At 65.5% G+C, this 20300-nt stretch carries 21 protein-coding genes; 7 read left to right on the top strand and 14 right to left on the bottom strand.

The genetic code is table 11. The features are described from left to right. Positions 1 to 7 precede the first annotated feature (7 nt). The 10 genes from soxA to D580_RS0103500 all read right to left on the bottom strand — a co-directional run bounded on the left by soxA (position 8) and on the right by D580_RS0103500 (position 10612). Positions 8 to 841, bottom strand: coding sequence for a sulfur oxidation c-type cytochrome SoxA (soxA, locus tag D580_RS0103545; protein WP_081617231.1), 834 nt, complete (start codon positions 839 to 841; stop codon positions 8 to 10). A gap of 453 nt (positions 842 to 1294) precedes the next feature. Continuing rightward, positions 1295 to 1795 (bottom strand): methylated-DNA--[protein]-cysteine S-methyltransferase, encoded by a 501-nt coding sequence (locus tag D580_RS15140; RefSeq protein ID WP_018953060.1) that lies wholly within the window; start codon positions 1793 to 1795, stop codon positions 1295 to 1297. 102 nt (positions 1796 to 1897) lie between these two features. Continuing rightward, positions 1898 to 3922 carry a methyl-accepting chemotaxis protein gene (locus D580_RS0103535; RefSeq protein WP_018953059.1) on the bottom strand — a complete coding sequence of 675 codons (2025 nt, stop codon included), beginning with the start codon at positions 3920 to 3922 and terminating at the stop codon, positions 1898 to 1900. A gap of 197 nt (positions 3923 to 4119) precedes the next feature. After that, positions 4120 to 5856, bottom strand: a complete 1737-nt coding sequence (locus D580_RS0103530) for a hypothetical protein (RefSeq protein ID WP_018953058.1) — start codon at positions 5854 to 5856, stop codon at positions 4120 to 4122. Between the two features lie 190 nt (positions 5857 to 6046). After that, complete coding sequence (rplS, locus tag D580_RS0103525; protein ID WP_012637428.1) at positions 6047 to 6400, bottom strand: 50S ribosomal protein L19; 354 nt, start codon at positions 6398 to 6400, stop codon at positions 6047 to 6049. A gap of 17 nt (positions 6401 to 6417) precedes the next feature. Then, positions 6418 to 7176, bottom strand: coding sequence for a tRNA (guanosine(37)-N1)-methyltransferase TrmD (trmD, locus tag D580_RS0103520; protein ID WP_018953057.1), 759 nt, complete (start codon positions 7174 to 7176; stop codon positions 6418 to 6420). 267 nt (positions 7177 to 7443) lie between these two features. Continuing rightward, positions 7444 to 7947, bottom strand: a complete 504-nt coding sequence (rimM, locus tag D580_RS0103515) for a ribosome maturation factor RimM (RefSeq protein ID WP_018953056.1) — start codon at positions 7945 to 7947, stop codon at positions 7444 to 7446. A gap of 26 nt (positions 7948 to 7973) precedes the next feature. Beyond that, positions 7974 to 8228: a 30S ribosomal protein S16 gene (gene rpsP / locus D580_RS0103510; protein ID WP_018953055.1), complete on the bottom strand. Its 255-nt coding sequence runs from the start codon at positions 8226 to 8228 to the stop codon at positions 7974 to 7976. 144 nt (positions 8229 to 8372) lie between these two features. Next, complete coding sequence (gene ffh / locus D580_RS0103505; RefSeq protein WP_018953054.1) at positions 8373 to 9734, bottom strand: signal recognition particle protein; 1362 nt, start codon at positions 9732 to 9734, stop codon at positions 8373 to 8375. A 110-nt stretch (positions 9735 to 9844) separates the two neighbouring features. Beyond that, the gene (locus D580_RS0103500) at positions 9845 to 10612 is read right to left on the bottom strand and encodes a 3',5'-cyclic-nucleotide phosphodiesterase (protein WP_026289672.1); all 768 of its coding nucleotides are present in this window, start codon (positions 10610 to 10612) and stop codon (positions 9845 to 9847) included. A gap of 265 nt (positions 10613 to 10877) precedes the next feature. On the opposite strand from D580_RS0103500, the gene D580_RS0103495 reads away from it, so the two are divergent. From D580_RS0103495 to D580_RS0103475, 5 genes are all read left to right on the top strand, one after another. Further along, a complete protein-coding gene (locus tag D580_RS0103495) occupies positions 10878 to 11687 on the top strand; it encodes a cytochrome C assembly family protein (protein ID WP_018953052.1) in 810 nt (269 codons plus the stop codon). A gap of 171 nt (positions 11688 to 11858) precedes the next feature. Continuing rightward, positions 11859 to 13151, top strand: a complete 1293-nt coding sequence (locus D580_RS0103490) for an HlyC/CorC family transporter (protein ID WP_026289671.1) — start codon at positions 11859 to 11861, stop codon at positions 13149 to 13151. A gap of 3 nt (positions 13152 to 13154) precedes the next feature. Next, positions 13155 to 14528, top strand: a complete 1374-nt coding sequence (gene radA / locus D580_RS0103485) for a DNA repair protein RadA (protein WP_018953050.1) — start codon at positions 13155 to 13157, stop codon at positions 14526 to 14528. Positions 14529 to 14676: 148 nt separating this feature from the next. Further along, positions 14677 to 15177, top strand: a complete 501-nt coding sequence (locus D580_RS0103480) for a GlcG/HbpS family heme-binding protein (RefSeq protein ID WP_018953049.1) — start codon at positions 14677 to 14679, stop codon at positions 15175 to 15177. A 31-nt stretch (positions 15178 to 15208) separates the two neighbouring features. Then, on the top strand, positions 15209 to 15871 hold the full coding sequence (locus tag D580_RS0103475) for a ceramidase domain-containing protein (RefSeq protein WP_018953048.1): 663 nt from the start codon (positions 15209 to 15211) through the stop codon (positions 15869 to 15871). A 136-nt stretch (positions 15872 to 16007) separates the two neighbouring features. Here the strand turns inward: D580_RS0103475 and D580_RS0103470 are convergent, their stop codons facing one another. The 4 genes from D580_RS0103470 to D580_RS0103455 all read right to left on the bottom strand — a co-directional run bounded on the left by D580_RS0103470 (position 16008) and on the right by D580_RS0103455 (position 18854). Further along, entirely contained in the window at positions 16008 to 16595 is a 588-nt protein-coding gene (locus tag D580_RS0103470; protein WP_018953047.1) for a DUF3501 family protein, read from the bottom strand. A gap of 75 nt (positions 16596 to 16670) precedes the next feature. After that, positions 16671 to 16976 carry an encapsulin-associated ferritin-like protein gene (locus tag D580_RS0103465; protein ID WP_018953046.1) on the bottom strand — a complete coding sequence of 102 codons (306 nt, stop codon included), beginning with the start codon at positions 16974 to 16976 and terminating at the stop codon, positions 16671 to 16673. A gap of 31 nt (positions 16977 to 17007) precedes the next feature. Further along, positions 17008 to 18351, bottom strand: coding sequence for a heterodisulfide reductase-related iron-sulfur binding cluster (locus D580_RS0103460; RefSeq protein ID WP_018953045.1), 1344 nt, complete (start codon positions 18349 to 18351; stop codon positions 17008 to 17010). A gap of 83 nt (positions 18352 to 18434) precedes the next feature. Then, on the bottom strand, positions 18435 to 18854 hold the full coding sequence (locus D580_RS0103455) for a rubrerythrin family protein (RefSeq protein ID WP_018953044.1): 420 nt from the start codon (positions 18852 to 18854) through the stop codon (positions 18435 to 18437). A 269-nt stretch (positions 18855 to 19123) separates the two neighbouring features. Between D580_RS0103455 and D580_RS0103450 the strand changes: the two genes are divergently transcribed. Together D580_RS0103450 and ispA are read left to right on the top strand one after the other, a co-directional pair. Then, positions 19124 to 19381, top strand: a complete 258-nt coding sequence (locus tag D580_RS0103450; protein WP_018953043.1) for an exodeoxyribonuclease VII small subunit — start codon at positions 19124 to 19126, stop codon at positions 19379 to 19381. Then, positions 19378 to 20277, top strand: a complete 900-nt coding sequence (gene ispA, locus D580_RS0103445) for a (2E,6E)-farnesyl diphosphate synthase (protein WP_155999693.1) — start codon at positions 19378 to 19380, stop codon at positions 20275 to 20277. The genes D580_RS0103450 and ispA overlap by 4 nt, the downstream gene beginning before the upstream one ends. The last annotated feature ends 23 nt before the right edge of the window (positions 20278 to 20300 follow it).

Below are 20300 nucleotides of genomic sequence, written 5' to 3'. Positions count from 1 at the left end.
TCCGGGATCAGCGCTTCATGTCAGGCAGGATGGCCGGCTGGCCGCGCGCGAGATCGGTCCAGTAGGAAATCAGCGCGATGGAGGCGTCGGAACCGGCCACGATCTGGCCTTGACGCATCTGCCAGTAGCAGCCGCGCACACGGTGCTGGGAGCTGCGCACGTGGTCATGACCCACGCGGAAGGCGGGCCAGGAAACGGCCTTGGTCCACTCCTGGGGCACGTTGGCGTTGGGCAGTACGGATGCACGGATGCGCTTGCCGGTCTGGCTGTGGCAGGTGGCACAGTTCATGTCCAGCGCACCGGCACGGCGGAAGAACATCTGCTCACCGGCGTCACGCAGGGCCTTCTCCAGTGGATGGCTCAGGGGCGGATTCCAGGGCATGCCGTTGGAGTAGCTGGCGATGTAGGTCTGCAGCTTCATGTGGTCGGAGTCGTTGTTATGACGCGCACGCACGGCCGGATCATCGGCGGGGAAGCCCTGCACGGTGGTCATGCAGTGGACGATGCGGGTCTCCAGATCCATCACGCGACCGGTATCGGCGAAGTAACGGGGCATCTCGACATACACGCCTTCCAGCACGCCAGGACCCTTGCCGAAGTCACAGGCCTCCATGGAGACGTTGTTGGGGCCGCGAGGCGTGTGGAACAGCGCCCTGCCATCCTCGGCAACCCACAGGGCAGGGTTGTCCGGCATCATCATCAGGTTCTGTTCACTCTGGGTCAGGTAGGGGGAGTCGATGGAATTGATCAACCCCTGAAGCACTTCCACCGGATCCTTAGCGTGAGCCGAGACCCCAACGGTCAGGGCCAGAGGCAACGCCAGCAAGGCTTTCTTAAACATGGAAACCTCCATCTATAGATTCACTTCGTTCGCGGCAGGGATGACCATCCCAAGACAACCTGTCTGGTCCAGGATTGCATTCCATGTTGATCTTGAAACGGACAGGAGACCTGGATTGGCCGTGCCACAGTTTTTATGTGACGAAAACAATGTTGGAGTGACGGCCTAAGATGCGGACCACTCGCTGCATGGCGTGGGTGCCACCGCGAACACAGCCCAGACTACTTGCATACCAACCTCCCAAAACTTTCTGTTTTCTTATTTGCAGTCATGAGCGTGCCCTCTCCCGATACGTCCTGCTCATGACTGGGCTATAGCCTGATAAAGCACTGGTGCAATGTCAAGAAACAGAAAAACAACAGCATTTTCTAATATAGCGTGAGCACTCGATTCACCGCAGCACGACACCACAATGACGCTGCAAGCCCCGCATTTATTCGCTGTCTGATGAAATTATTTGTGCGCGCGGTGAATGCAGGCTCTCGCATCACGCGCCTCATGGCGCAGCAACCAGGCCTTGATGTCCACCTCCGCACCCCGCGTACTGCCTCCGTAACCGCCCAGTCCGCCACCCGCGGGCACCACACGATGACAGGGCACCACGATGATGAGCGGATTGCGCGCGCAGGCGCCGCCCACGGCGCGCGCACCACTGGCAAGCGCTTGGGCGATCTCGCCGTAGCTGCGTGTTTCACCACAAGGGATTTCAAGCAAGGCCGACCAGACCCGGCGTTGAAAGGGCGTACCCAGCTCGGCCAGCGGCAGATCAAAACGAAACGCGGGATCGTCGAAGTAACAACGAAGCTGACGCGCCACTTCCGCGGACAAGTCATGACGCGGCGCACAAAGCGGTGTCGTGTCGGAAAGATAGTCGATGGCGCTCAGCAGCTTGCCACCATCGCAACGAATGCCCAGACGCCCGACGGGCGTCTGGATCACGGCATCATGGTCCATGGTGATCTCCCAGCCAACCTGCTAGCCCGCATATCTCACCGGGATCGCGGAAGCAGGCGAAGGATTCGCGTCCGCCGGTGTCCGACCGGTGAGATATGCGGGCTAGAGCTTGAACTGGGATACCAGCCCGCGCAACTCGGCGGAGAGACGGGACAGATCCTGGGTGGCCGAGGCCACCTGACCGGCGGCACGGGCATTGACCTCGGCCACGTCGCTGATGTTGACCACGTTGCGGTTCATCTCCTCGGCCACCTGGCTCTGCTCCCTGGAGGCCACGGCGATCTGCGTATTCATCTCGTTGATGGTCTTGACCGCCCCGGTGATGGTGCCCAGGGACGTCTTTGCACCGTGGGCGGCCTCGACCGTGGCGTGGGCGCGCTTGCGCCCGGATTCCATCACCTCAACTGCCTTGCGGGAAGCGGCCTGCAGGCGCTCGATCATCTGCTGGATCTCGCGGGTCGACTCCTGGGTCCGTGAGGCCAGGGTGCGCACCTCATCGGCCACCACCGCAAAGCCACGGCCCTGTTCACCGGCGCGCGCCGCTTCGATGGCGGCGTTGAGCGCCAGCAGGTTGGTCTGCTCGGCGATGCCGCGGATCACATCCATCACCGAGTCGATCTTCTCCGCGTCCTGACCCAGGCTGTCGATCACGCCGGCGGCGTTCTCCACCTCATGGGCCAGGTCGGTGATCGAGGCGATGGCCTCGTTGACGATGCGCTCGCCGTCCTGCGCGGCCTGATCGGCGGCATGGGTGGCATCGGCCGCAGCACCGGCGCTGCCGGCCACCTCCTGGGAGGTGCTGAACATCTCGTTCATGGCGGTGGCGACCCGGTCGGTCTCGTTGCGCTGACGCTCCACGCCCTCGTTGGTCTCGGCACAGATCACTGACATCTGTTCCGCCGCACTGGAGAGCTGGGAGACCGCATCGGTGACCTGGCTCATGGCGTTGCGGATCTTGGCCACGAACTGGTTGAAGGCGCGCGCCAGGGCGGACAGCTCGGGGCCGCCCTGTTCCTTGAGGGTGCGGGTCAGGTCGCCCTCGCCCTGGGCGATGTCCTCCATGGCGACGATGGCCTGGCGCAGGGGACGCACGATGGCGCCGGCCAGCACGATGGCCGCCAGCACGCCGAGGGCCAGGCCGATGAGCAGGAAGGTGAGCATGACGCGCTGCGCCGTCTGCCCCTGGTCCACCAGGGCCTCGCTGGTGACCTGGATGCGCCCCTCCAGACGCGACACCAGATCGTTGATGCGCTCCTTGCTCTGCAACAGCAGCGGACCCACCTGGGTGCGGATCAGGTAGGCATCGCGATGGGACTGGTCACTGCCGTGCACACGGAACAATTCGGCCAGACCTTCCTCCAGCTCGGCCTGAAGGCGAACGAGTTCCTCCAGGCCCATCTCCTGTTCGAAGTTGAGCAGGAATCCACGCTCCTGGATCGATTGCAGCAGGCTGCGGTTGCGATTGAGATACAGCTGGGTGTTCTCGCGGGAGGCGGTGTCGCGGAAGGCGACGAATCCCCGGATGCCGGCCATGATGTTGCTCATGCCGTAACGCACCTCGTGGAAGTCGTTGAACAGCTCCCTGCGTGTCTCACTGAGATCCTCGCTCATCTCCGTGGCCGCCATCTGGGAGATGTTCTGCAGGTACTCCTGGGCAAACGGGTTGAGCCGGACCGCGGAGATCTCCATGGCGGGCATGTTGAGGCTGAGATCGGTGGCCACCGCCACCATCTCGTCGCGGTACCCCATGAAGGACTCGGCCTCCGCGGCGATGGCCGTCACAAGCCGGTTGAGTTCCGGATCGGCCTGCACCAGGGGGGCGGACGCCAGGCCGGATACCGCCTCCCTCAGGCGCGCCAAGTTGGCGTCGTAGGCGTCTCGATGCACGTCCTCCTTGCTCATCAGGTAGAAGCCCAGGGAGGAGGCCGCGTTGTGCAGGGCGCTGTCCACCTCCATGGCGGCCAGGGTCACCGGCTGCACCTCGCCCACCATCTCGTCCACCATGACCCGGGTAGCCTGCAGACCGCGCAGACCGATGAGGGAGACGATGAGCAGGATGGCAAGGACGAAGGCGAAACCTGCCAGCAGCTTGAAGCGGATGGACAACCTGGCGAGGGCGCTGAACATGTCGGACTCCGGTGGTCTGTCCCCCATCGTTTTTTGCGCCATCCGTGCGGATGCAGACGCCGGGGGATCGTTAGTGTTCTGTGTACCTCATGCTATCGGCACAACCAGGGAAAATCTTTAGCTGATGCCGAGACGCCAGACCAGCGGCGCCATCCGAGGGCATGAACGCATATCATGACCCCGGCAAACATGGGGACTCAGCGCAGGTCCAGCTGTTGCAGGCGCTGACGCAGCAGCACACGGCGTTCCGGCTCACGGGTGACCCGCAGCAGGTCCAGGTACAGGGCACGGGCATCGGACACATGCCCCGCCTCCGCCAGGGCCCCGGCGGCCTGGAACCGGGCGGTCATGCCCCAGGGGTCCCAGGGCCCGTCCCCCAGCCCCGCCGAGCGCAGGTACAGCCGGGCCGCCTCCTCGTGCTGGCCCAGGGCCTGGTGGGAGTCCGCCTCCCAGTAGAGCACCTCCCGGGCCTGGCGGGCGTCGGTAAGCCGGGGCGCGACGGCCCGGAACAGGTGCACGGCGGCATCATGACGGCGCAGGGTCTGCAGATCGAACAGCACCTGAAGGAACCGGTCGGCCCGCTCGGCGTCGAACTGCCGCACCCCGGACAGCAGGTCGTAAAGGGCGTCGATGCCCGCCTCCTCCTGCCCCCCCAGGATCAGCACCCGGGCCCGGCGCAGGCCCCATTCGAAGCCGTCCACCCCTTCCGGCGGCCGGGACAGTCCCGCCATGAGGCGTGAAGCGGTATCCAGATCGCCCCGGTCCACGGCGTGCTCGGCCAGCAGGTGACGCACCGGGGCGGGCACGTCCTCTGGGGTCGGGAAGCGCCCGCCCTCCAGGTAGAGCACGTCCATCAGTTCGGCGCCGTCATCCCGATCGAGCAGGCTTTCACCCAGGCGCCGGTGGGCGGTGGCGCGACCCTCGGGATCGACGCCACGCACACCCACCACCGCAAACAGGGCCCGGGCCTGGATCCTCGACCGGCTGCCCAGGCTGTCCGCCAGGGCGAACCAGGCGTCGTCATCGCCGATCAGCAACTGGCGTTCGTTGCCCAGGGATTCCCCGAGGTCCAGATAGGCCAGCCACAGGGCATCCTTGTCCAGGCGCAGCATCTGCTCCTCCCGGGGCAGTCGCCCCTGCACGGCGAAGGCCCGCTCCAGGGCCTCCACGCGCCGCGCCAGGTCCGTGGTCTCGGCGGCCGCCAGGGCGGCCACGGCCAGGTAACGGGCACGATCCGGGGCGGGCAGGTCCGCCGTCGCCGCCGCCTGGGTCATGCTCCGATGCAGATCCTCGGCGGGACGGCTGCCGGTGCGCAGCAAGGCCAGCGCCCGCAGGGCGCGGGCCTCGTGGCCGGTTTCCCGCTCCAGGATGTGCGCCGCCTCCTCGCCCTGCCCCTGGTCCAGCAGTACACGGGCCTCCAGTTGCAGCGGGATCTGCGCCGCCTCGCCCCGATCCTGGCGCCAGCGGCGCAGCGTGGAAAGCGCATCGTCACCCAGCCCGTCCTGCCAGTAGCTCTCCGCCAGCATGCCGCGCCAGGCATCCAGCCAGGCCTCGCTGACCGCATCCCCGGAGAACCAGATCAGGTCCCGCAGCACCGAGCGGGCCGCCTCGCCACGCCCCAGGGACAGCAGGGCATGGGCCTCCCGGGTCCGGGCCCAGATGAGGAACTCCCGGGGCAGACCGGCCGGCAGGCGTGCGGCACGGTCCACCACCCCCTGCCAGCGCTGCTCCATGCCCAGGATCTCGAGACGCGCCCGCTCCCTGGCCATCCAGCGGTCCGGGTGGGTCAGGCGATCCGGTGGGTGGCGATCCAAGATGGCCAGGGCCAGATCGGCGGCTCCCAGACGGGCAAGTCCCATGGCTTCGTCGACGACCGGGTCGGCATGGGACAGGGGAGTCAGGAGGATCAGGAGTAGCAGCAGGAGGCGTGGCATGGACACAGGTCAGTGGTCAGTGGTCAGTGGTCAGTGGTCAGTGGTCAGTGGTCAGTGGTCAGTGGTCAGTGGTCAGTGGTCAGTGGTCAAAAGCATAACCCACAACGTGGCAGCGACCATGGACGGATTGCAAACCCTACGGACAAAAAAAACGCCCCGGTCGGGGCGTTTTTTTACGGTGGGCTCGGGATCAGCCGCGCTTGATGTCTTCCTTGATGCGGGCAGCCTTGCCGGTCAGGTCGCGCAGGTAGTAGAGCTTGGCGCGACGCACGGAACCGCGACGCTTGACCTGGATCTCGGCCACCGCCGGGCTGTAGGTCTGGAACACACGTTCCACACCCTCGCCGTGGGAGATCTTGCGCACGGTGAACGCGGAGTTCAGGCCGCGGTTGCGCTTGGCGATGACCACACCCTCGAAGGCCTGCAGGCGCTCGCGGTTGCCTTCCTTCACCTTGACCTGCACCACCACGGTGTCACCGGGGGTGAAGTCAGGCACTTCGCGGTTCATCTGTTCCGCTTCCAGCTGCTGAATGATCTTGCTCATGGTTTGACCCCTGTCAGTCACTGCTTGCTGCGATCCGCATCTGCGAGCTCGCGTCGATATTCATCCAGAAGGCGTTGATCCGCCTCGTCCAAAACCCTGTGTTCCAGCAGGTCCGGGCGCCTTTGCCAGGTCCGGCCCAGGGCCTGCTTGCGCCGCCAGCGCTCGATCTCGGCATGATGTCCGCCGAGCAGCACCTGCGGCACACCCCGCCCCTCGTAGACCTCCGGGCGCGTGTAGTGCGGGTAGTCCAGCAGGCCCGTCATGAACGAATCCTGCTGCGCCGAATCCTCGTCGCCCAGCGCCCCCGGCAACAGCCGGGCGCAAGCGTCGATCACCACCATGGCGGCCAGTTCGCCGCCGGAGAGGACGTAGTCGCCGATGGACCATTCCTCATCCACTTCCAGTTCCACCAGACGCTCGTCGATGCCCTCGTAGCGTCCGGCAATCAAGATCAGCCGGGGCAGATCGGCCAGCCGCTGCACGGCGCCCTGGTCGAGCCTGCGTCCCTGGGGGCTCATGTAGACCACCAGGGGTGGGACCGGGTCCGCCTGCCGGGCATCGCGGATGGCGCGCCGCAGGGGCTCCACCTTCATCACCATGCCGGGGCCGCCGCCATAGGGCCGGTCGTCCACGGTGCGGTGCCGGTCCTCGGTGTAGTCCCTCGGGTTCCAGCAGTGCAGGTCCAGGATGCCCCGCTCCACCGCCCGTCCCGTGACCCCGCATCCCGAGACGCAGTTCACCAGATCCGGGAAGAGTGTCACCACGTCGATGCGCACGGGCCCAGTGTCCTGAGTTAGAGATTCGTTGCATTTCAGAGCCCCGCACAAGACCCAAGGCAAGGCGCGGGCCGCAGGCAATGGCAAGCCCTTGGCAAGGACCGCAACGCCGCATTGGGTCTTGTGCGGGGCTCCCTACGGGCGGGCTGTACGGGTGCTCGGCCGCGTTGCTCTCGCTCGAATGGGCCTGCCCGTCCTTCGCTCGAGCGCCTTGCCGCGCATCCCGTACAGGCCCGCTGAAATGCAACGAATCTCTGACTCAGGACACTAGAACTCCGGGTCCCAGTCCACCGTCAGGGTGCCGGCTTCCAGGTCCACGTCGCGGACGAACTCACCGCGCACGTAGGGGATCAACCGTTCCCGTTCACCCTTGACCACGATCACATCGTTGGCCCCGGTCTCGAACAGGCTGTCCACCACACCGAGCGACTCGCCCCCGGTGGTGACCACCTCGAGCCCTACCAGGTCGGCCCAGTAGTATTCGCCCTTCGGCAGTCGCGCCAGCTGTTCACGCCAGACGGCGATCTCCTGCCCCATCAGGGCCGCGGCCGCGTCGCGGTCCTCGCAACCCTGGAACTTCATCACCACACCCTTGCCGTGGGCCTTGCCGCCCACCACCCGGGTTTCCCGCCACTGCCCCGCGTGTCCCAGCAGGACCGGGTTGTAGCGGACGATCTCTTCACGGGGCCGGGTCTCGGAAAACACCTTGACCCAGCCCTGAACGCCGTAAAGGCCGGTCACCCGGCCCAGCACGATGGAACGCCGTTCCATGCCGGCGTGCGCGGCGTCCAGGCCTGTCAGGCCTGATTCTGCTTGCGGAACTCGGCCAGCAGCTTGCCCACGCGCTCGGAGGTCTGGGCGCCCTTGGACACCCAGTGCTCAATGCGCTCCTGGTTCATGTGCAGGCGCACTTCCTGACCACGGGCCACGGGGTTGAAGTAACCCAGCTGCTCGATGTAGCCGCTGTCGCGGGGGCTACGGGAGTCGGTGACCACGATGTGGTAGAAGGGGGCCTTCTTGGCACCGCCACGGGCGAGTCGAATCGTTACCATCAGCTATACGCCTTAAATAATGTGTCTGCACGCAACCGGGAACGGGGGAAAAGACCCCAGCCCGGAGAAACGCGCAAATATACAGATTGGAGAGGCAAGATACAAGATCCAGGAGACAAGAGGGTTGTCATATTCGACTCTTGTTTAAAACGGCAGACCACCGCCGGGAAGCTTGCCCTTCATGGCCCGCATCAGCTTGCCCATGCCGCCCTTGGAGAACTGCTTCATGGCCTTGCTCATCTGCATGTGCTGCTTGAGCAGGCGGTTCACGTCCTGGACCTGGGTGCCGGAGCCGGCGGCGATGCGGCGCTTGCGGGAGCCCTTGATCAGGTCCGGGTGGCGGCGCTCGCCGGGGGTCATGGAGTTGATGATGGCGATCATGCGCCCCAGCTCCTTGTCGTTGACCTGCTTCTTGGCCGCCTCCGGGATCTGACCCATGCCGGGCAGCTTGTCCATGAGCGAGGCCATACCGCCCATCTTCTGCATCTGGCTCAGCTGCTCGCGCAGGTCCTCCAGGTTGAAGCCCTTGCCGGTCTTGAGCTTCTTGGCCAGCTTGGCCGCCTTGTCCTGGTCCACCTGGCGGGTGGCCTCCTCCACCAGGCTGAGCACGTCGCCCATGCCCAGGATGCGCGAGGCGACCCGCTCCGGGTGGAAGGGCTCCAGGGCGCCGGTCTTCTCGCCCACGCCCAGGAACTTGATGGGCTTGCCGGTGATCTGGCGCACCGACAGGGCTGCACCACCCCGGGCGTCACCGTCGGCCTTGGTGAGCACCACGCCGGTGAGCGGCAGGGCGTCGTTGAAGGCCTTGGCGGTGTTGGCGGCGTCCTGGCCGGTCATGCTGTCGACCACGAACAGGGTCTCCACCGGGGAGACGGCGGTGTGCAGACGCTGGATCTCGGCCATCATGTCCGCGTCCACGTGCAGGCGGCCGGCGGTGTCCACGATGAGCACGTCGAAGAACTTCTTGCGGGCCTGGTCCAGGGCGCGGCTGGCGATGGCCACCGGGTCCTCGCCGCCTGAGCTGGGGATGAACTCCACGTCGATCTCGCCGGCCAGGGTCTCCAGCTGCTTGATGGCCGCCGGGCGGTAGACGTCGCAGCTGACCACCGCCACGCGCTTCTTGTGGCGCTCCTTGAGCAGACGCGCCAGCTTGGCGGTGGTGGTGGTCTTGCCCGAGCCCTGCAGGCCGGCCATGAGGATCACCGCCGGGGGCTGGACGTTGAGCTGCAGGGACTCGTTGGCCTGACCCATGACGCTGATCAGCTCGTCGTTGACGATCTTGATCAGGGCCTGGCCCGGGGTGAGGCTGGACAGCACCTCCTGGCCCAGGGCGCGTTCCTTGACCCGGCTGATGAACTCGCGCACCACCGGCAGGGCCACGTCGGCCTCCAGCAGGGCCATGCGCACCTCGCGCAGGGTGTCCTGGATGTTGTCCTCGGTGATGCGTGCCTGGCCGCGCAGGCGCTTGACGGTGCCTTGCAGGCGCTCGGTGAGATTCTCGAACATGGGGATCGGTCCCGGGATCGGGGCCAGCCTGGCCCAGATAGTTGACCCAGGTGGCCGCCGTGAATGCGTTATCCGGCAGGAGCGCCGGGGGAGATATTATATGTGAGGCGTCAGAGCTGGAAAACCTCGCGCCCGCGAAGCTGCAGCAGGGCCCGCTGGGGCGCCCGCCTGCGCAGCTGCTCGAACACCCGCGCCTCCTCTCCCGGCTTGAGGTGGGTGATACAGATACGCGGGTCATGACCCAGCTTGGCGAGATCATGCACCAGCAGCTCGGGGCAGTAGTGTCCGGCCCGGCGCGCGAGATCGATCTCGCTGTCCCCGAAGGCGCACTCCACCACCAGCAGGTCCAGGTGGTCGTGGGCATTCAGGGCCTTCCACAGGCTGTCGTTGCTGGTGCAGTCACCGGTATAGGCGAAGGCCCCGCCGTTGCCCTCCACCCGGTAGCCGCAGGCGGGCACGGTGTGGGTGGCCGGCAGCACATCGATGCGCCGCGAGCCGAGGGTGACGGTCTCGCCCCATTCCACGGGACGGAAGCGCACCACCGGGGAGTCCGGGGCCGGCAGGGTCTGGAAATCCGGCCAGACCTGCCAGTTGAAGATGTGTGCCTGCAGGATCTCGATGCACGGCGGCGTGGCATAGACCGTGAGCGGCGCCTCCTTGAGCTGGGTGAACAGGGTATCCACCAGCATGGGCAGACAGGCCACGTGATCCATGTGGGGATGAGTCAGGAACACATGGCGGATCCGGCTGAGCTCGTCGGGGGACAGGTCGCCCACCCCGGTGCCGCAGTCCAGCAGGATGTCGTCATCCACACGCAGCGCCGAGGTCCTACGGCCACCGCCGATCCCGCCACTGCAACCGAGCACCTCTACGCGCATGCCATGATCCTGCAACCGATCCGCCCGGGGTCACCGGAAAAGACGCCGGCGCCGGAGCTTGTTATTAGGAATTGAGACAAAGTAGCACGCAGTTTCTTGTCATGGCCACGCAACAGGTCGCACTAGACGGGCAAAGTGCCAAGTCTGTGAGCCACTCGACACCCTGACCACCCTTCAACCGCGGCCGAGCCTGTGCAATCATCCGTTCCTTGACCTCAAGGCTCGCCTCGACCCACGCCATGACCCAGGGACCCCGCACCGCTCCATGTCCATGATCGCCGGATTCATCGCCACGCTGCTCTACCTCGGCGCCAGCCTCATGCTGGCCCTGCGCCTGCGCCGCAAGGTGGCGCACGAGCCGCAACCGCCCGCCCGCTGGCCGGTCCTCGCGGTCTGGGCCCTGGCGGTGCTGCTGCACGGCGCCACCATCTACGGCGACGCCTTCAGCCCCAGCGGCATCGACATGGGCTTCTTCAACGCCCTGTCCCTGTCCGCGTGGCTCATCGCCCTGCTGCTGTGGATCGCCAGCCTGCGCCACCCCCTTGAACTGTTGGGCATCATCCTGCTGCCCTTCGCCGCCCTGGCCCTGGCCCTGGAACTGAGCCTGGGCGGGACGGGCACCGCCACCGCCCTGCCCGCCGGCCTGCAGATCCACATCCTGACCTCCCTGCTGGCCTACAGCTTGCTGGCCATCGCCGCCATCCAGGCCATCCTGCTGGCCATCCAGAACAAGCACCTGCACAACCATCACCCCCGGGGCTTCATCCGCGCCCTGCCGCCGCTGGCCATGATGGAAAGCCTGCTGTTCCAGATCATCGGCCTGGGGTTCGTGTTCCTGAGCGCCAGCCTGGCGAGCGGTTTCCTGTTCCTGGAAGACCTGTTCGCCCAGCAGGTGGCCCACAAGACGGTGCTCTCCATCGCCGCCTGGCTGCTGTTCGGCACCCTGCTGTTCGGTCGCTGGCGCTTCGGCTGGCGCGGGCGCATCGCCATCCGCTGGACCCTGGGCGGATTCGGCGCCCTGGTCCTGGCCTACTTCGGCAGCAAGCTGGTGCTGGAACTGGTGCTGGGGAGATAAGGAGGCGATTCGAAATTCAAGATTCAAAATTCAAAGGAATAGGCTCTGGTCCCAACGCTTTGGCGAGACTCCAACCTTGCATTGAATTTTGAATTTTGAATTTTGAATTCTTGAATAATCAGCCTCGAATCGATTAAATGATCTGCATAGCCCAATCCCCCGCACCCCGCCTTGGCTGAGATCCCCTTAAGCGCACTGTTCGCGGTGCTCATCGCCCTGCTGGCCTGCTCGGCGTTCTTCTCCGGTTCCGAAACGGCGCTCATGGCGCTCAACCGCTATCGCATGCGCCACCTGGCCCAGGCGGGACACCGGGGCGCGCGCCGGGCGCAGCGGCTGCTGGACAAACCGGACCGGCTCATCGGCCTGATCCTGCTGGGCAACAACTTCGTCAACATCCTCGCCACCCAGCTGGCCACCTACATCGGTTTCCGTCTCTACGGGGACGTGGGCATCGCCATCGCCACCGGTCTGCTCACCCTGGCCCTGCTGCTGTTCGCCGAGGTCACCCCCAAGACCCTGGGCGCCCTGCACTCGGAACGTTTCGCCTACCCGGCCGCCTGGGTCTACACCCCCCTGCTCAAGATCCTCTATCCCCTGGTCTGGGTCATCAACCTGATCGCCAACGGCCTGCTGCGGGCACTGGGCGTGCGGCTCAAGGACATCGACCAGCATGCCCTCAGCTCGGACGAGCTGCGCAGCGTGGTCAACGAGGCCGGCGGCCTGATCCCCAGCAAGCACCAGAAGATGCTGGTCAACATCCTGGACCTGGAGAAGGCCACAGTGGAGGACATCATGGTGCCCCGCCACGAGATCCAGGGCATCGACCTGGAGGACGACTGGGACGACATCGAACAGCAGCTGTTCACCGGCAGCTACACCCGCATGCCGGTCTACCAGGGCAACATCGACCAGGTGCTGGGCTTCATCCATGTGCGCAACGTCCTGCCGCTGATCTTCCAGGGGGAGCTGAACAAGGAAACCCTGCGCGAGAACCTGCGCGATGCCTACTTCATCCCCGAGGGCACGCCGCTCAACCGCCAGCTGCTCAACTTCCAGCGCGAGCGTAGGCGCATCGGCCTGGTGGTGGACGAATACGGCGACATCCAGGGGCTGGTGACCCTGGAGGATCTGCTGGAGGAGATCGTCGGCGAGTTCACCACCGACCCCGCGGCCCTGTCCCCGGACGTCATGCCCCAGGAGGACGGCAGCTGGGTGGTGGACGGCGGCGTGCACCTGCGCGAGCTCAACCGCATGATCGGCGCCCACTTCAGCCTGGAAGGCCCGCGCACCTTGAACGGCCTGATCATCGAGCATCTGGAGACCATCCCCGAGGCGGGCACCAGCGTGCTCATCGACGGCTATCCCATCGAGATCGTGCAGGTGAAGAACAACGCCGTGAAGACCGCGCGCATCGGCCCACGCCTGGCCGGCTACCGGGCCGGCCGCGGGCCTGAGGCGAACTGATCCATGGCCAGGGCGAAGACCCAGTATCACTGCACCGCCTGCGGCGCCGTGCACCCCAAGTGGGGCGGGCAATGCGCCGACTGCGGCGCCTGGAACACCCTGGAGGAGACCATCGCCTCGGCGCCCGCGGCCGCGGCGAGCCCGCGCTTCGCCGGTTACGCCGGCGAGGCCGCCACCATCCGCCGCCTGGGCGACGTGGTGGTGGAGGCGGAACCGCGCAGCGGCACCGGACTCTCGGAACTGGACCGGGTGCTGGGCGGCGGGCTGGTACAGGGCTCCGTGGTGCTCATCGGCGGCGATCCCGGCATCGGCAAGTCCACCCTGTTGCTGCAGACGCTTGCCATCATGACCGGCGCGGACGGCGGTGCCATGAACGGCCTGTACGTCACCGGCGAGGAATCCCCCCAGCAGGTGAGCCTGCGCGCCCGGCGCCTGGGCCTGCCCTACGAGGACCTGAAGCTCCTCACCGAGACCTGCGCCGAGCGCATCATCCAGCACGCCCAGCAGGCCCGCCCCGACATCATGGTGGTGGACTCCATCCAGACCCTCTATACGGAACAGCTGCAGTCCGCCCCGGGCTCCGTGGCCCAGGTGCGGGAATCGGCCGCCCAGCTGGTGCGCTTCGCCAAGCAGACCGGCACGGCCCTGTTCATCGTCGGCCACGTCACCAAGGAAGGCCAGCTGGCCGGACCCCGGGTGCTGGAGCACATGGTGGACACGGTGCTGTATTTCGAGGGCGATCCCGGCGGGCGCTACCGGGTCCTGCGCGCGGTGAAAAACCGCTTCGGCGCGGTCAACGAACTGGGCGTGTTCGCCATGGTGGACAGCGGCCTGAAGCCCGTGAGCAACCCCTCGGCCATCTTCCTGTCCCGCCACGAGGACCCGGTGCCCGGCAGCGTGGTCATGGTCACCCGGGAAGGCACCCGACCCCTGCTGGTGGAGGTGCAGGCCCTGGTGGCCGAAAGCCACGCCGCCCAGCCCCGTCGCATCACCGTGGGCCTGGAACAGAACCGCCTGAACATGCTGCTCGCCGTGCTGCACCGCCATGGCGGCATCGCCCTGTTCGACCAGGACGTGTTCGTCAACGTGGTGGGCGGCGTACGTGTCACCGAGACCGCCGCCGACCTGCCCATGCTGGTCGCCGCCCTGTCCAGCTTCCGCAACCGCCCCCTGCCCCAGGAACTGGTTGTGTTCGGCGAGGTGGGCTTGGCCGGCGAGATCCGCCCCGTGCCCAACGGCGAGGAACGCCTGCGGGAGGCCGCCAAACACGGCTACACCCGCGCCATCGTCCCCGCCGGCAATGCGCCGCGCAAGCCCATCAAGGGCATGGAGGTGATCGGGGTGTCGCGACTCGAGCAGGCGTTGGACGTCCTCTGAGTTCCACCGCCCGCCACACTAATTGACTTGCATCAAGTAACCCGTGGTAAGCGTTCACAATCCCGCACAATGCGGCGATGCCCGTAATCATCGGGACTAGACTCCCTGGCATGCGCCGACACCTGCCGGCGACGAGGAGGATAGGACCATGATGCGCACCCTGCTGATCTCAGCCGCCCTGGCGGCCGTGGCATCAACATCTGTTATTGCCCAGGAACGGGGCACCTTCAGTTACCCCGTGCTGATTCCCGAAGTGGCCCTGGAGGCCGCACAGGCGGCCCTCGAGCACTGCCGCGGCCAGAACGTCCAGGTGGCCGTTGCGGTGGTGGACCGTGGCGGCAATGTCCAGGTGCTTCTGCGCGATCGTTTCGCCGGCGCCCACACCCCTGACACGGCCATCGGCAAGGCCTGGACGGCAGTGAGCTTTCGCACCAACACCACCGACCTGATGGACATCTCCCAGCCAGGCCAGCCTTCCAGCGGCATCCGCGACCTGCCCGGCGTGGTGGTGCTCGGCGGCGGCGTGCTGATCGAACAGGCCGGGTCCATCGTCGGCGGCATCGGTGTGTCCGGTGGACCGAGCGGTGAGGTGGATGATGCCTGCGCCAAGGCGGGCGTGGACAAGATCAAGGAGAAGCTGGTCCTTTAGCCCGCACGTCTCACCACCCTTCTACTGCGGCATGAGACTGCCGGAATATTGCGAGCGAAGCGCCGAAGGGCTCTGGGCCGAGCCCCTCAACGCCATCACCAATGCCGCCTTCCTCATCGCCGCCTGGATGGCCTGGCGTGCGTGGCGCAGGCAGCCCGGCACCTCCTGGAAGTCCCAGCCGGACATCGGGACGCTGATCGTGCTGGTGGCCGTGATCGGCGTCGGCAGTCTGCTCTGGCATACCGTGGCCGCGCCTTGGGCCTACCTGCTGGATGCGGGTCCCATCGTGGTGTTCATCCACACCTTTCTCGTCAGCTTCCTGTGGCGCATCGCGGGTCTTTCCTGGCTTGGGATCCTGGGCGTGGTCGTCCTCTACCAGCTCGTGACCCTGGCAACCATGGGCATCCTGCCGGCGGGGGCTCTGAACGAGTCCGTGGGCTACCTGCCGGTACTGCTGTTCCTGCTCGGCATGGCCGCGTGGCTGCATCTCTGGAGGCATCCCCTGTGGCAACGCCTGCTCCTGTGCAGCGGCCTGTTCGCCCTGTCCCTGGGGTTTCGTATCGCGGACCTGTTCCTCTGCAACGCCCTGCCCTTCGGCACCCATTTCCTCTGGCACATGGTCAATGGGCTGCTGCTCTACCTGTTGCTGCAGGGACTCATCCAGCACGGCATGAAACCGCGCCAGCGCGCCTGATCACTACCCGTCCTCGGCAGGTCTTTGCCCAAGCCATACACAAAGCACAAAGTACAAAGCACAAAGTACAAAGTACTGACACAAAAAAACGGGGCCTTACGGCCCCGACTTCCAGTGCTCCAATCACCACAGTTTTTTATGCCAGATCCTTGGCGAGAGAATCACGAATACCCTGGGGCAGGGGTTCCACCTGGTGGCGGTAGTTGTCATGGTCGATACCGACGCTGATGGCGGCCCCGGACTTGACGGCATTGACCATCTCGGGGGTCAGCTCGAAGCGCATGAAGTGCACGGAGGAGGTCTTCTCCTCGGTGTCCCGCTCCATGTCCTCGTCGGCAATGGCATAGACCTTGTCAAAGCCGCTGACCTGCACCCAGGTCTTGTCCTCGATGCCGATGAGCCTGGCCAGGGCGACCTTGCGCTCTTCCACGTCATCGAATTCCACCATCATGGTGGCCTTGAAGTTGCTGCCGTCGGGGATCAGGGGATTGTAGGCCTCCAGCTCCTCCATGATGCCCTCGGACTCGTAGATACGCTCGGCCCGCAGCATCTCCTGGATCTGGTACTGCATGGTCAGCCGGTCTTCGAAATGCAGGGTCACGTTGGGACCCACCGGGACGATGCGGTCACGCTTGTGCTTCATCACCTCGGCGCGGAACTGGGGGCGCACCTCGGCATACTTCTCCAGGGAATACAGATCGTCTCGGGTCAGCTTGTCCATCATGAAATCACCTCATTGTTGGCTTTGGGGCCAGGGCGCTTCCGGGCCGGCCGTTCGATCGGCGCTGCTCGGCAGCCCTCAGCCCTTGTGTTCGTGTTCCAGGCCGGTGATGGGCTTGTCGGTGAACAGGTAGTCGCGCAGCTCCTTGTCGAAGGTCTTGTCGCGACGACGGATCCACTCCAGCACCATGGCGGCGTGTTCCTTTTCCTCGTCCCGGTTGTGGGCGAGGATCGCCTTGAGTTCCTCGTCCTTGCAGGCATCGATGCGCTGCTGATACCAGTCCACCGCCTCGAGTTCTTCCATCAGGGAGACGATCGCCCGGTGCATGTCTCGGGTCTCGTCGCTCAGCTCCTCGATGGGCTCGTGATAGCCTTCGTTCGCCATCTGTCTTCTCCTTTGCTCGTCGTTTCCCGCCTTACAGACCGTAGGCCTTGCGCAGCAGGGTCAGCGGATGCTCTGGGGCCATGTCGCCGTCCAGGCCGTTCTCGATCTGGTGGCCGGCCATGGGGCAGTCACTGGAGTAGTGATCCGCCTCGGCCTTCTGCACCCGGCTCACCACCGGGCGGCAGATCTTCATGGAGATCTCGTGGAACTCGCTCTTCACCGCGTAGGTACCGTCGTGGCCGGAGCAGCGCTCGATCACGTCGATCTCGGTGCCGGGCACCAGTTCCAGGGCCTCGCGGGTCTTCAGGCCGATGTTCTGCACGCGCAGGTGGCAGGAGGCGTGGTAGGCGATCTTGCCGAGCTTTTCCTTGAACTCGGTGTTCATCTTGCCTTCCTTCTGCCGGATCATCAGGTACTCGAAGGGATCGAAGATGTGCGCCTTGACCTTCTGCACGTCCGGATCATTCGGGTACATGAGCGGCAGTTCCTGCTTGAACATGAGCACGCAGGAGGGCACCGGGGCGACGATGTCGTAGCCCGCGTCGATGGCCTTCACCAGCACCGGGATGTTGTGGTTCTTGGCGTCTTCGACGGCCTCCAGGTCACCCAGCTCGAGCTTCGGCATGCCGCAGCAGCGCTCCTTCTCGGCGAGCGTCACGGGGATGCCGTTGTGCTCGAAGACCTTGACCAGGTCCTCGACGATGTGCGGCTCGTTGTAGTTGCCGTAGCAGGTGGCGAACAGGGCCACCTGGCCCCGGGTCCGGCCCACGGCCTCGGGCGTGTTACTGGAGCTGTGGTTCTTCAGACGCTTGCGCCCGGTGTTGCTGTGGTACTCGGGCAGGATGGCGTCGGGATGCACGCCCATCACCTTGTCCAGCACCTTGCGCACCGGCTTCATCTTGTTGGCGGCGTTGACCGCCTGGGCCACCACCGGGATGCCGGCGAGCTTGCCGACCGTGTCGGTGGAGGACATGAGCTTGTGGCTCGCCTTGGCGCCTTCCTTCTTGTAGCGCACGGCCTTGGCGCGCAGCATCACGTGGGGGAAGTCCAGGTTCCACGGGTGCGGGGGCACGTAGGGGCATTTGGTCAGGTAGCACAGATCACACAGGTAGCAGTGATCCACCACCTTCCAGTAGTCCTCCTTGGCCACGCCGTCCACTTCCATGGTCTCGGATTCGTCCACCAAGTCGAACAAGGTGGGGAAGGAATTGCATAGGCTCACGCAACGGCGGCAACCGTGGCAGATGTCGAACACCCGCTCCAGTTCAGTGAACAGGGATTCCTCGTTGTAGAACTCCGGGTCGCGCCAATTGAGGGGGTGACGGGTGGGCGCTTCCAGGCTTCCTTCTCTCTGACCTTCAATCGGTGCGGACATCTCGGCCTCTCTTGCTGGCTGCCTTGGATGAATTCTGTAGGGGAAAAAACCAGGGCCGGCGAACCGGCCCTGGCGGGTGCCGCTTAGGAGCCCAGGGAATCCAGGGCCTTCTGGAAGCGGTTGGCGTGAGAGCGCTCGGCCTTGGCCAGGGTCTCAAACCAGTCGGCCACTTCGTCGAAACCCTCTTCACGGGCGGTCTTGGCCATGCCCGGGTACATGTCGGTGTACTCGTGGGTCTCGCCGGCGATGGCGGTCTTCAGGTTGGCCTCGGTGCTGCCGAAGGGCAGGCCGGTGGCGGGGTCGCCGCAGGCTTCCAGGTATTCCAGGTGGCCGTGGGCGTGGCCGGTCTCACCTTCGGCGGTGGAGCGGAACACGGTGGCGACGTCGTTATAGCCTTCCACGTCAGCCTTGGATGCGAAGTACAGGTAACGGCGGTTGGCCTGGGATTCGCCAGCAAAGGCCTCCTTCAGGCTCTGCTCGGTCTTGCTGCCTTTGAGTTCCATAGTGGTTCTCCATCTTCAAACTGTGGGTTGAGTGGGAAAACGCACGATTTAGAATCGTTCTAAATCGTGCCGATAAATTAGACCAAGTCTAAATCACTGTCAACAGGCAACGGCCCATTCCGGCCGGTCCCGAGGGGACTTGCAGAGGAGACTTCACAAGCCATCCGATTCCTTGGTGGCATTCGGGCCTGATTTCAAGCCCGGGCCTGCCCGGCTGTCATGCCGAGACCCTTTCTTTATACTCTAGACCCTTTTAGCGGAGATTGACCTTGGCCAAGAAAAACGCACCTTCCGCACCGGCGGATTTCGAGCAGGCCCTGGGGGAACTGGAGGCCCTGGTTGAACGCATGGAACAGGGCGAACTGAGCCTGGAGGCCTCCCTGGCCGAGTTCGAGCGGGGCATCGCCCTGGCGCGTCAGTGCCAGCAGGCCCTGCAGGCGGCGGAGCAGAAGGTGCGCCTGCTCACCGGTGAGGGGGAAGAAGTGCCCCTGGATACGCCTGATGCCGAGGATGGGGACGGCGAATGAACCCGACAAACATGGAACAGCACATCTCCGCCCTGCGGGCGCGCCTGGAACAGGCCCTGGACCGCTGGATCCCTTCCGAGACCACCCACCCCGCCCGCCTGCACGAGGCCATGCGCTATTCGGCACTGGGCGGCGGCAAGCGGGTGCGGCCGGTGCTGGTCTATGGCGCAGGCCAAGCCTTGGGCGTGGCGCCCGAGCGGCTGGACGGCCCGGCCTGCGCCGTGGAGCTGATTCACGTCTACTCCCTGATCCACGACGACCTGCCGGCCATGGACAACGACGACCTGCGCCGTGGCAAGCCCACCTGCCACAAGGCCTTCGACGAGGCCATGGCCATCCTGGCCGGCGACGCCATGCAGGCCCTGGCCTTCCAGATCCTGTCCATGGACCCGGACATGCTCGACGACCCGGCCCGGCGCCTGCGCATGATGGAAACCCTGGCTCGTGCCGCCGGGTCCCGGGGCATGGCCGGCGGCCAGGCCATCGACCTGGGCTCGGTGGGCAAGCAGCTGGACATCGCCCAGCTGGAAGACATGCACGTGCACAAGACCGGTGCCCTGATCCGCGCCAGCGTCCTGCTCGGGGCCCTGAGCGCGCCCGAGGTGGACGAGGCCCGCCTGGAGAACCTGGACCGCTTCGCCAAGTGCGTGGGCCTGGCCTTCCAGATCCGCGACGACATCCTGGACGTGGAGGGCGACACCGCGACCCTGGGCAAGACCCAGGGGGCCGACCAGGCCCTGAACAAGCCCACCTACCCCGCCCTGATCGGCCTGGAGGAATCCCGCCAGACTGCCCGCCAACTGGTGGATCAGGCACTGGGCGCCCTGGAGGGCTTCGGAGCAGAGGCGGACCTGCTACGCTGGATCGCCCGGTATATCGTCGAGCGCATTCACTGATCGTGAGGGGAGAGGGGACAGGC

The sequence above is a fragment of the Thioalkalivibrio sulfidiphilus genome (assembly GCF_000377945.1).
Lineage (GTDB): Bacteria > Pseudomonadota > Gammaproteobacteria > Ectothiorhodospirales > Ectothiorhodospiraceae > Thioalkalivibrio_A > Thioalkalivibrio_A sulfidiphilus_A.
The sequence above is the reverse complement of the archived record's forward strand: the minus strand, read 5'-3'. Positions and strand labels throughout refer to the sequence as shown.

Excerpts from the sequence above, each read along its gene's own strand:
- soxA (WP_081617231.1), bottom strand. The coding sequence starts at position 841 with ATGTTTAAGAAAGCCTTGCTGGCGTTGCCTCTGGCCCTGACCGTTGGG.
- D580_RS15140 (WP_018953060.1), bottom strand. The coding sequence starts at position 1,795 with ATGGACCATGATGCCGTGATCCAGACGCCCGTCGGGCGTCTGGGCATT.
- D580_RS0103535 (WP_018953059.1), bottom strand. The coding sequence starts at position 3,922 with ATGTTCAGCGCCCTCGCCAGGTTGTCCATCCGCTTCAAGCTGCTGGCA.
- D580_RS0103530 (WP_018953058.1), bottom strand. The coding sequence starts at position 5,856 with ATGCCACGCCTCCTGCTGCTACTCCTGATCCTCCTGACTCCCCTGTCC.
- rplS (WP_012637428.1), bottom strand. The coding sequence starts at position 6,400 with ATGAGCAAGATCATTCAGCAGCTGGAAGCGGAACAGATGAACCGCGAA.
- rimM (WP_018953056.1), bottom strand. The coding sequence starts at position 7,947 with ATGGAACGGCGTTCCATCGTGCTGGGCCGGGTGACCGGCCTTTACGGC.
- rpsP (WP_018953055.1), bottom strand. The coding sequence starts at position 8,228 with ATGGTAACGATTCGACTCGCCCGTGGCGGTGCCAAGAAGGCCCCCTTC.
- ffh (WP_018953054.1), bottom strand. The coding sequence starts at position 9,734 with ATGTTCGAGAATCTCACCGAGCGCCTGCAAGGCACCGTCAAGCGCCTG.
- D580_RS0103500 (WP_026289672.1), bottom strand. The coding sequence starts at position 10,612 with ATGCGCGTAGAGGTGCTCGGTTGCAGTGGCGGGATCGGCGGTGGCCGT.
- D580_RS0103495 (WP_018953052.1), top strand. The coding sequence starts at position 10,878 with ATGTCCATGATCGCCGGATTCATCGCCACGCTGCTCTACCTCGGCGCC.
- radA (WP_018953050.1), top strand. The coding sequence starts at position 13,155 with ATGGCCAGGGCGAAGACCCAGTATCACTGCACCGCCTGCGGCGCCGTG.
- D580_RS0103480 (WP_018953049.1), top strand. The coding sequence starts at position 14,677 with ATGATGCGCACCCTGCTGATCTCAGCCGCCCTGGCGGCCGTGGCATCA.
- D580_RS0103475 (WP_018953048.1), top strand. The coding sequence starts at position 15,209 with ATGAGACTGCCGGAATATTGCGAGCGAAGCGCCGAAGGGCTCTGGGCC.
- D580_RS0103470 (WP_018953047.1), bottom strand. The coding sequence starts at position 16,595 with ATGATGGACAAGCTGACCCGAGACGATCTGTATTCCCTGGAGAAGTAT.
- D580_RS0103465 (WP_018953046.1), bottom strand. The coding sequence starts at position 16,976 with ATGGCGAACGAAGGCTATCACGAGCCCATCGAGGAGCTGAGCGACGAG.
- D580_RS0103460 (WP_018953045.1), bottom strand. The coding sequence starts at position 18,351 with ATGTCCGCACCGATTGAAGGTCAGAGAGAAGGAAGCCTGGAAGCGCCC.
- D580_RS0103455 (WP_018953044.1), bottom strand. The coding sequence starts at position 18,854 with ATGGAACTCAAAGGCAGCAAGACCGAGCAGAGCCTGAAGGAGGCCTTT.
- ispA (WP_155999693.1), top strand. The coding sequence starts at position 19,378 with ATGAACCCGACAAACATGGAACAGCACATCTCCGCCCTGCGGGCGCGC.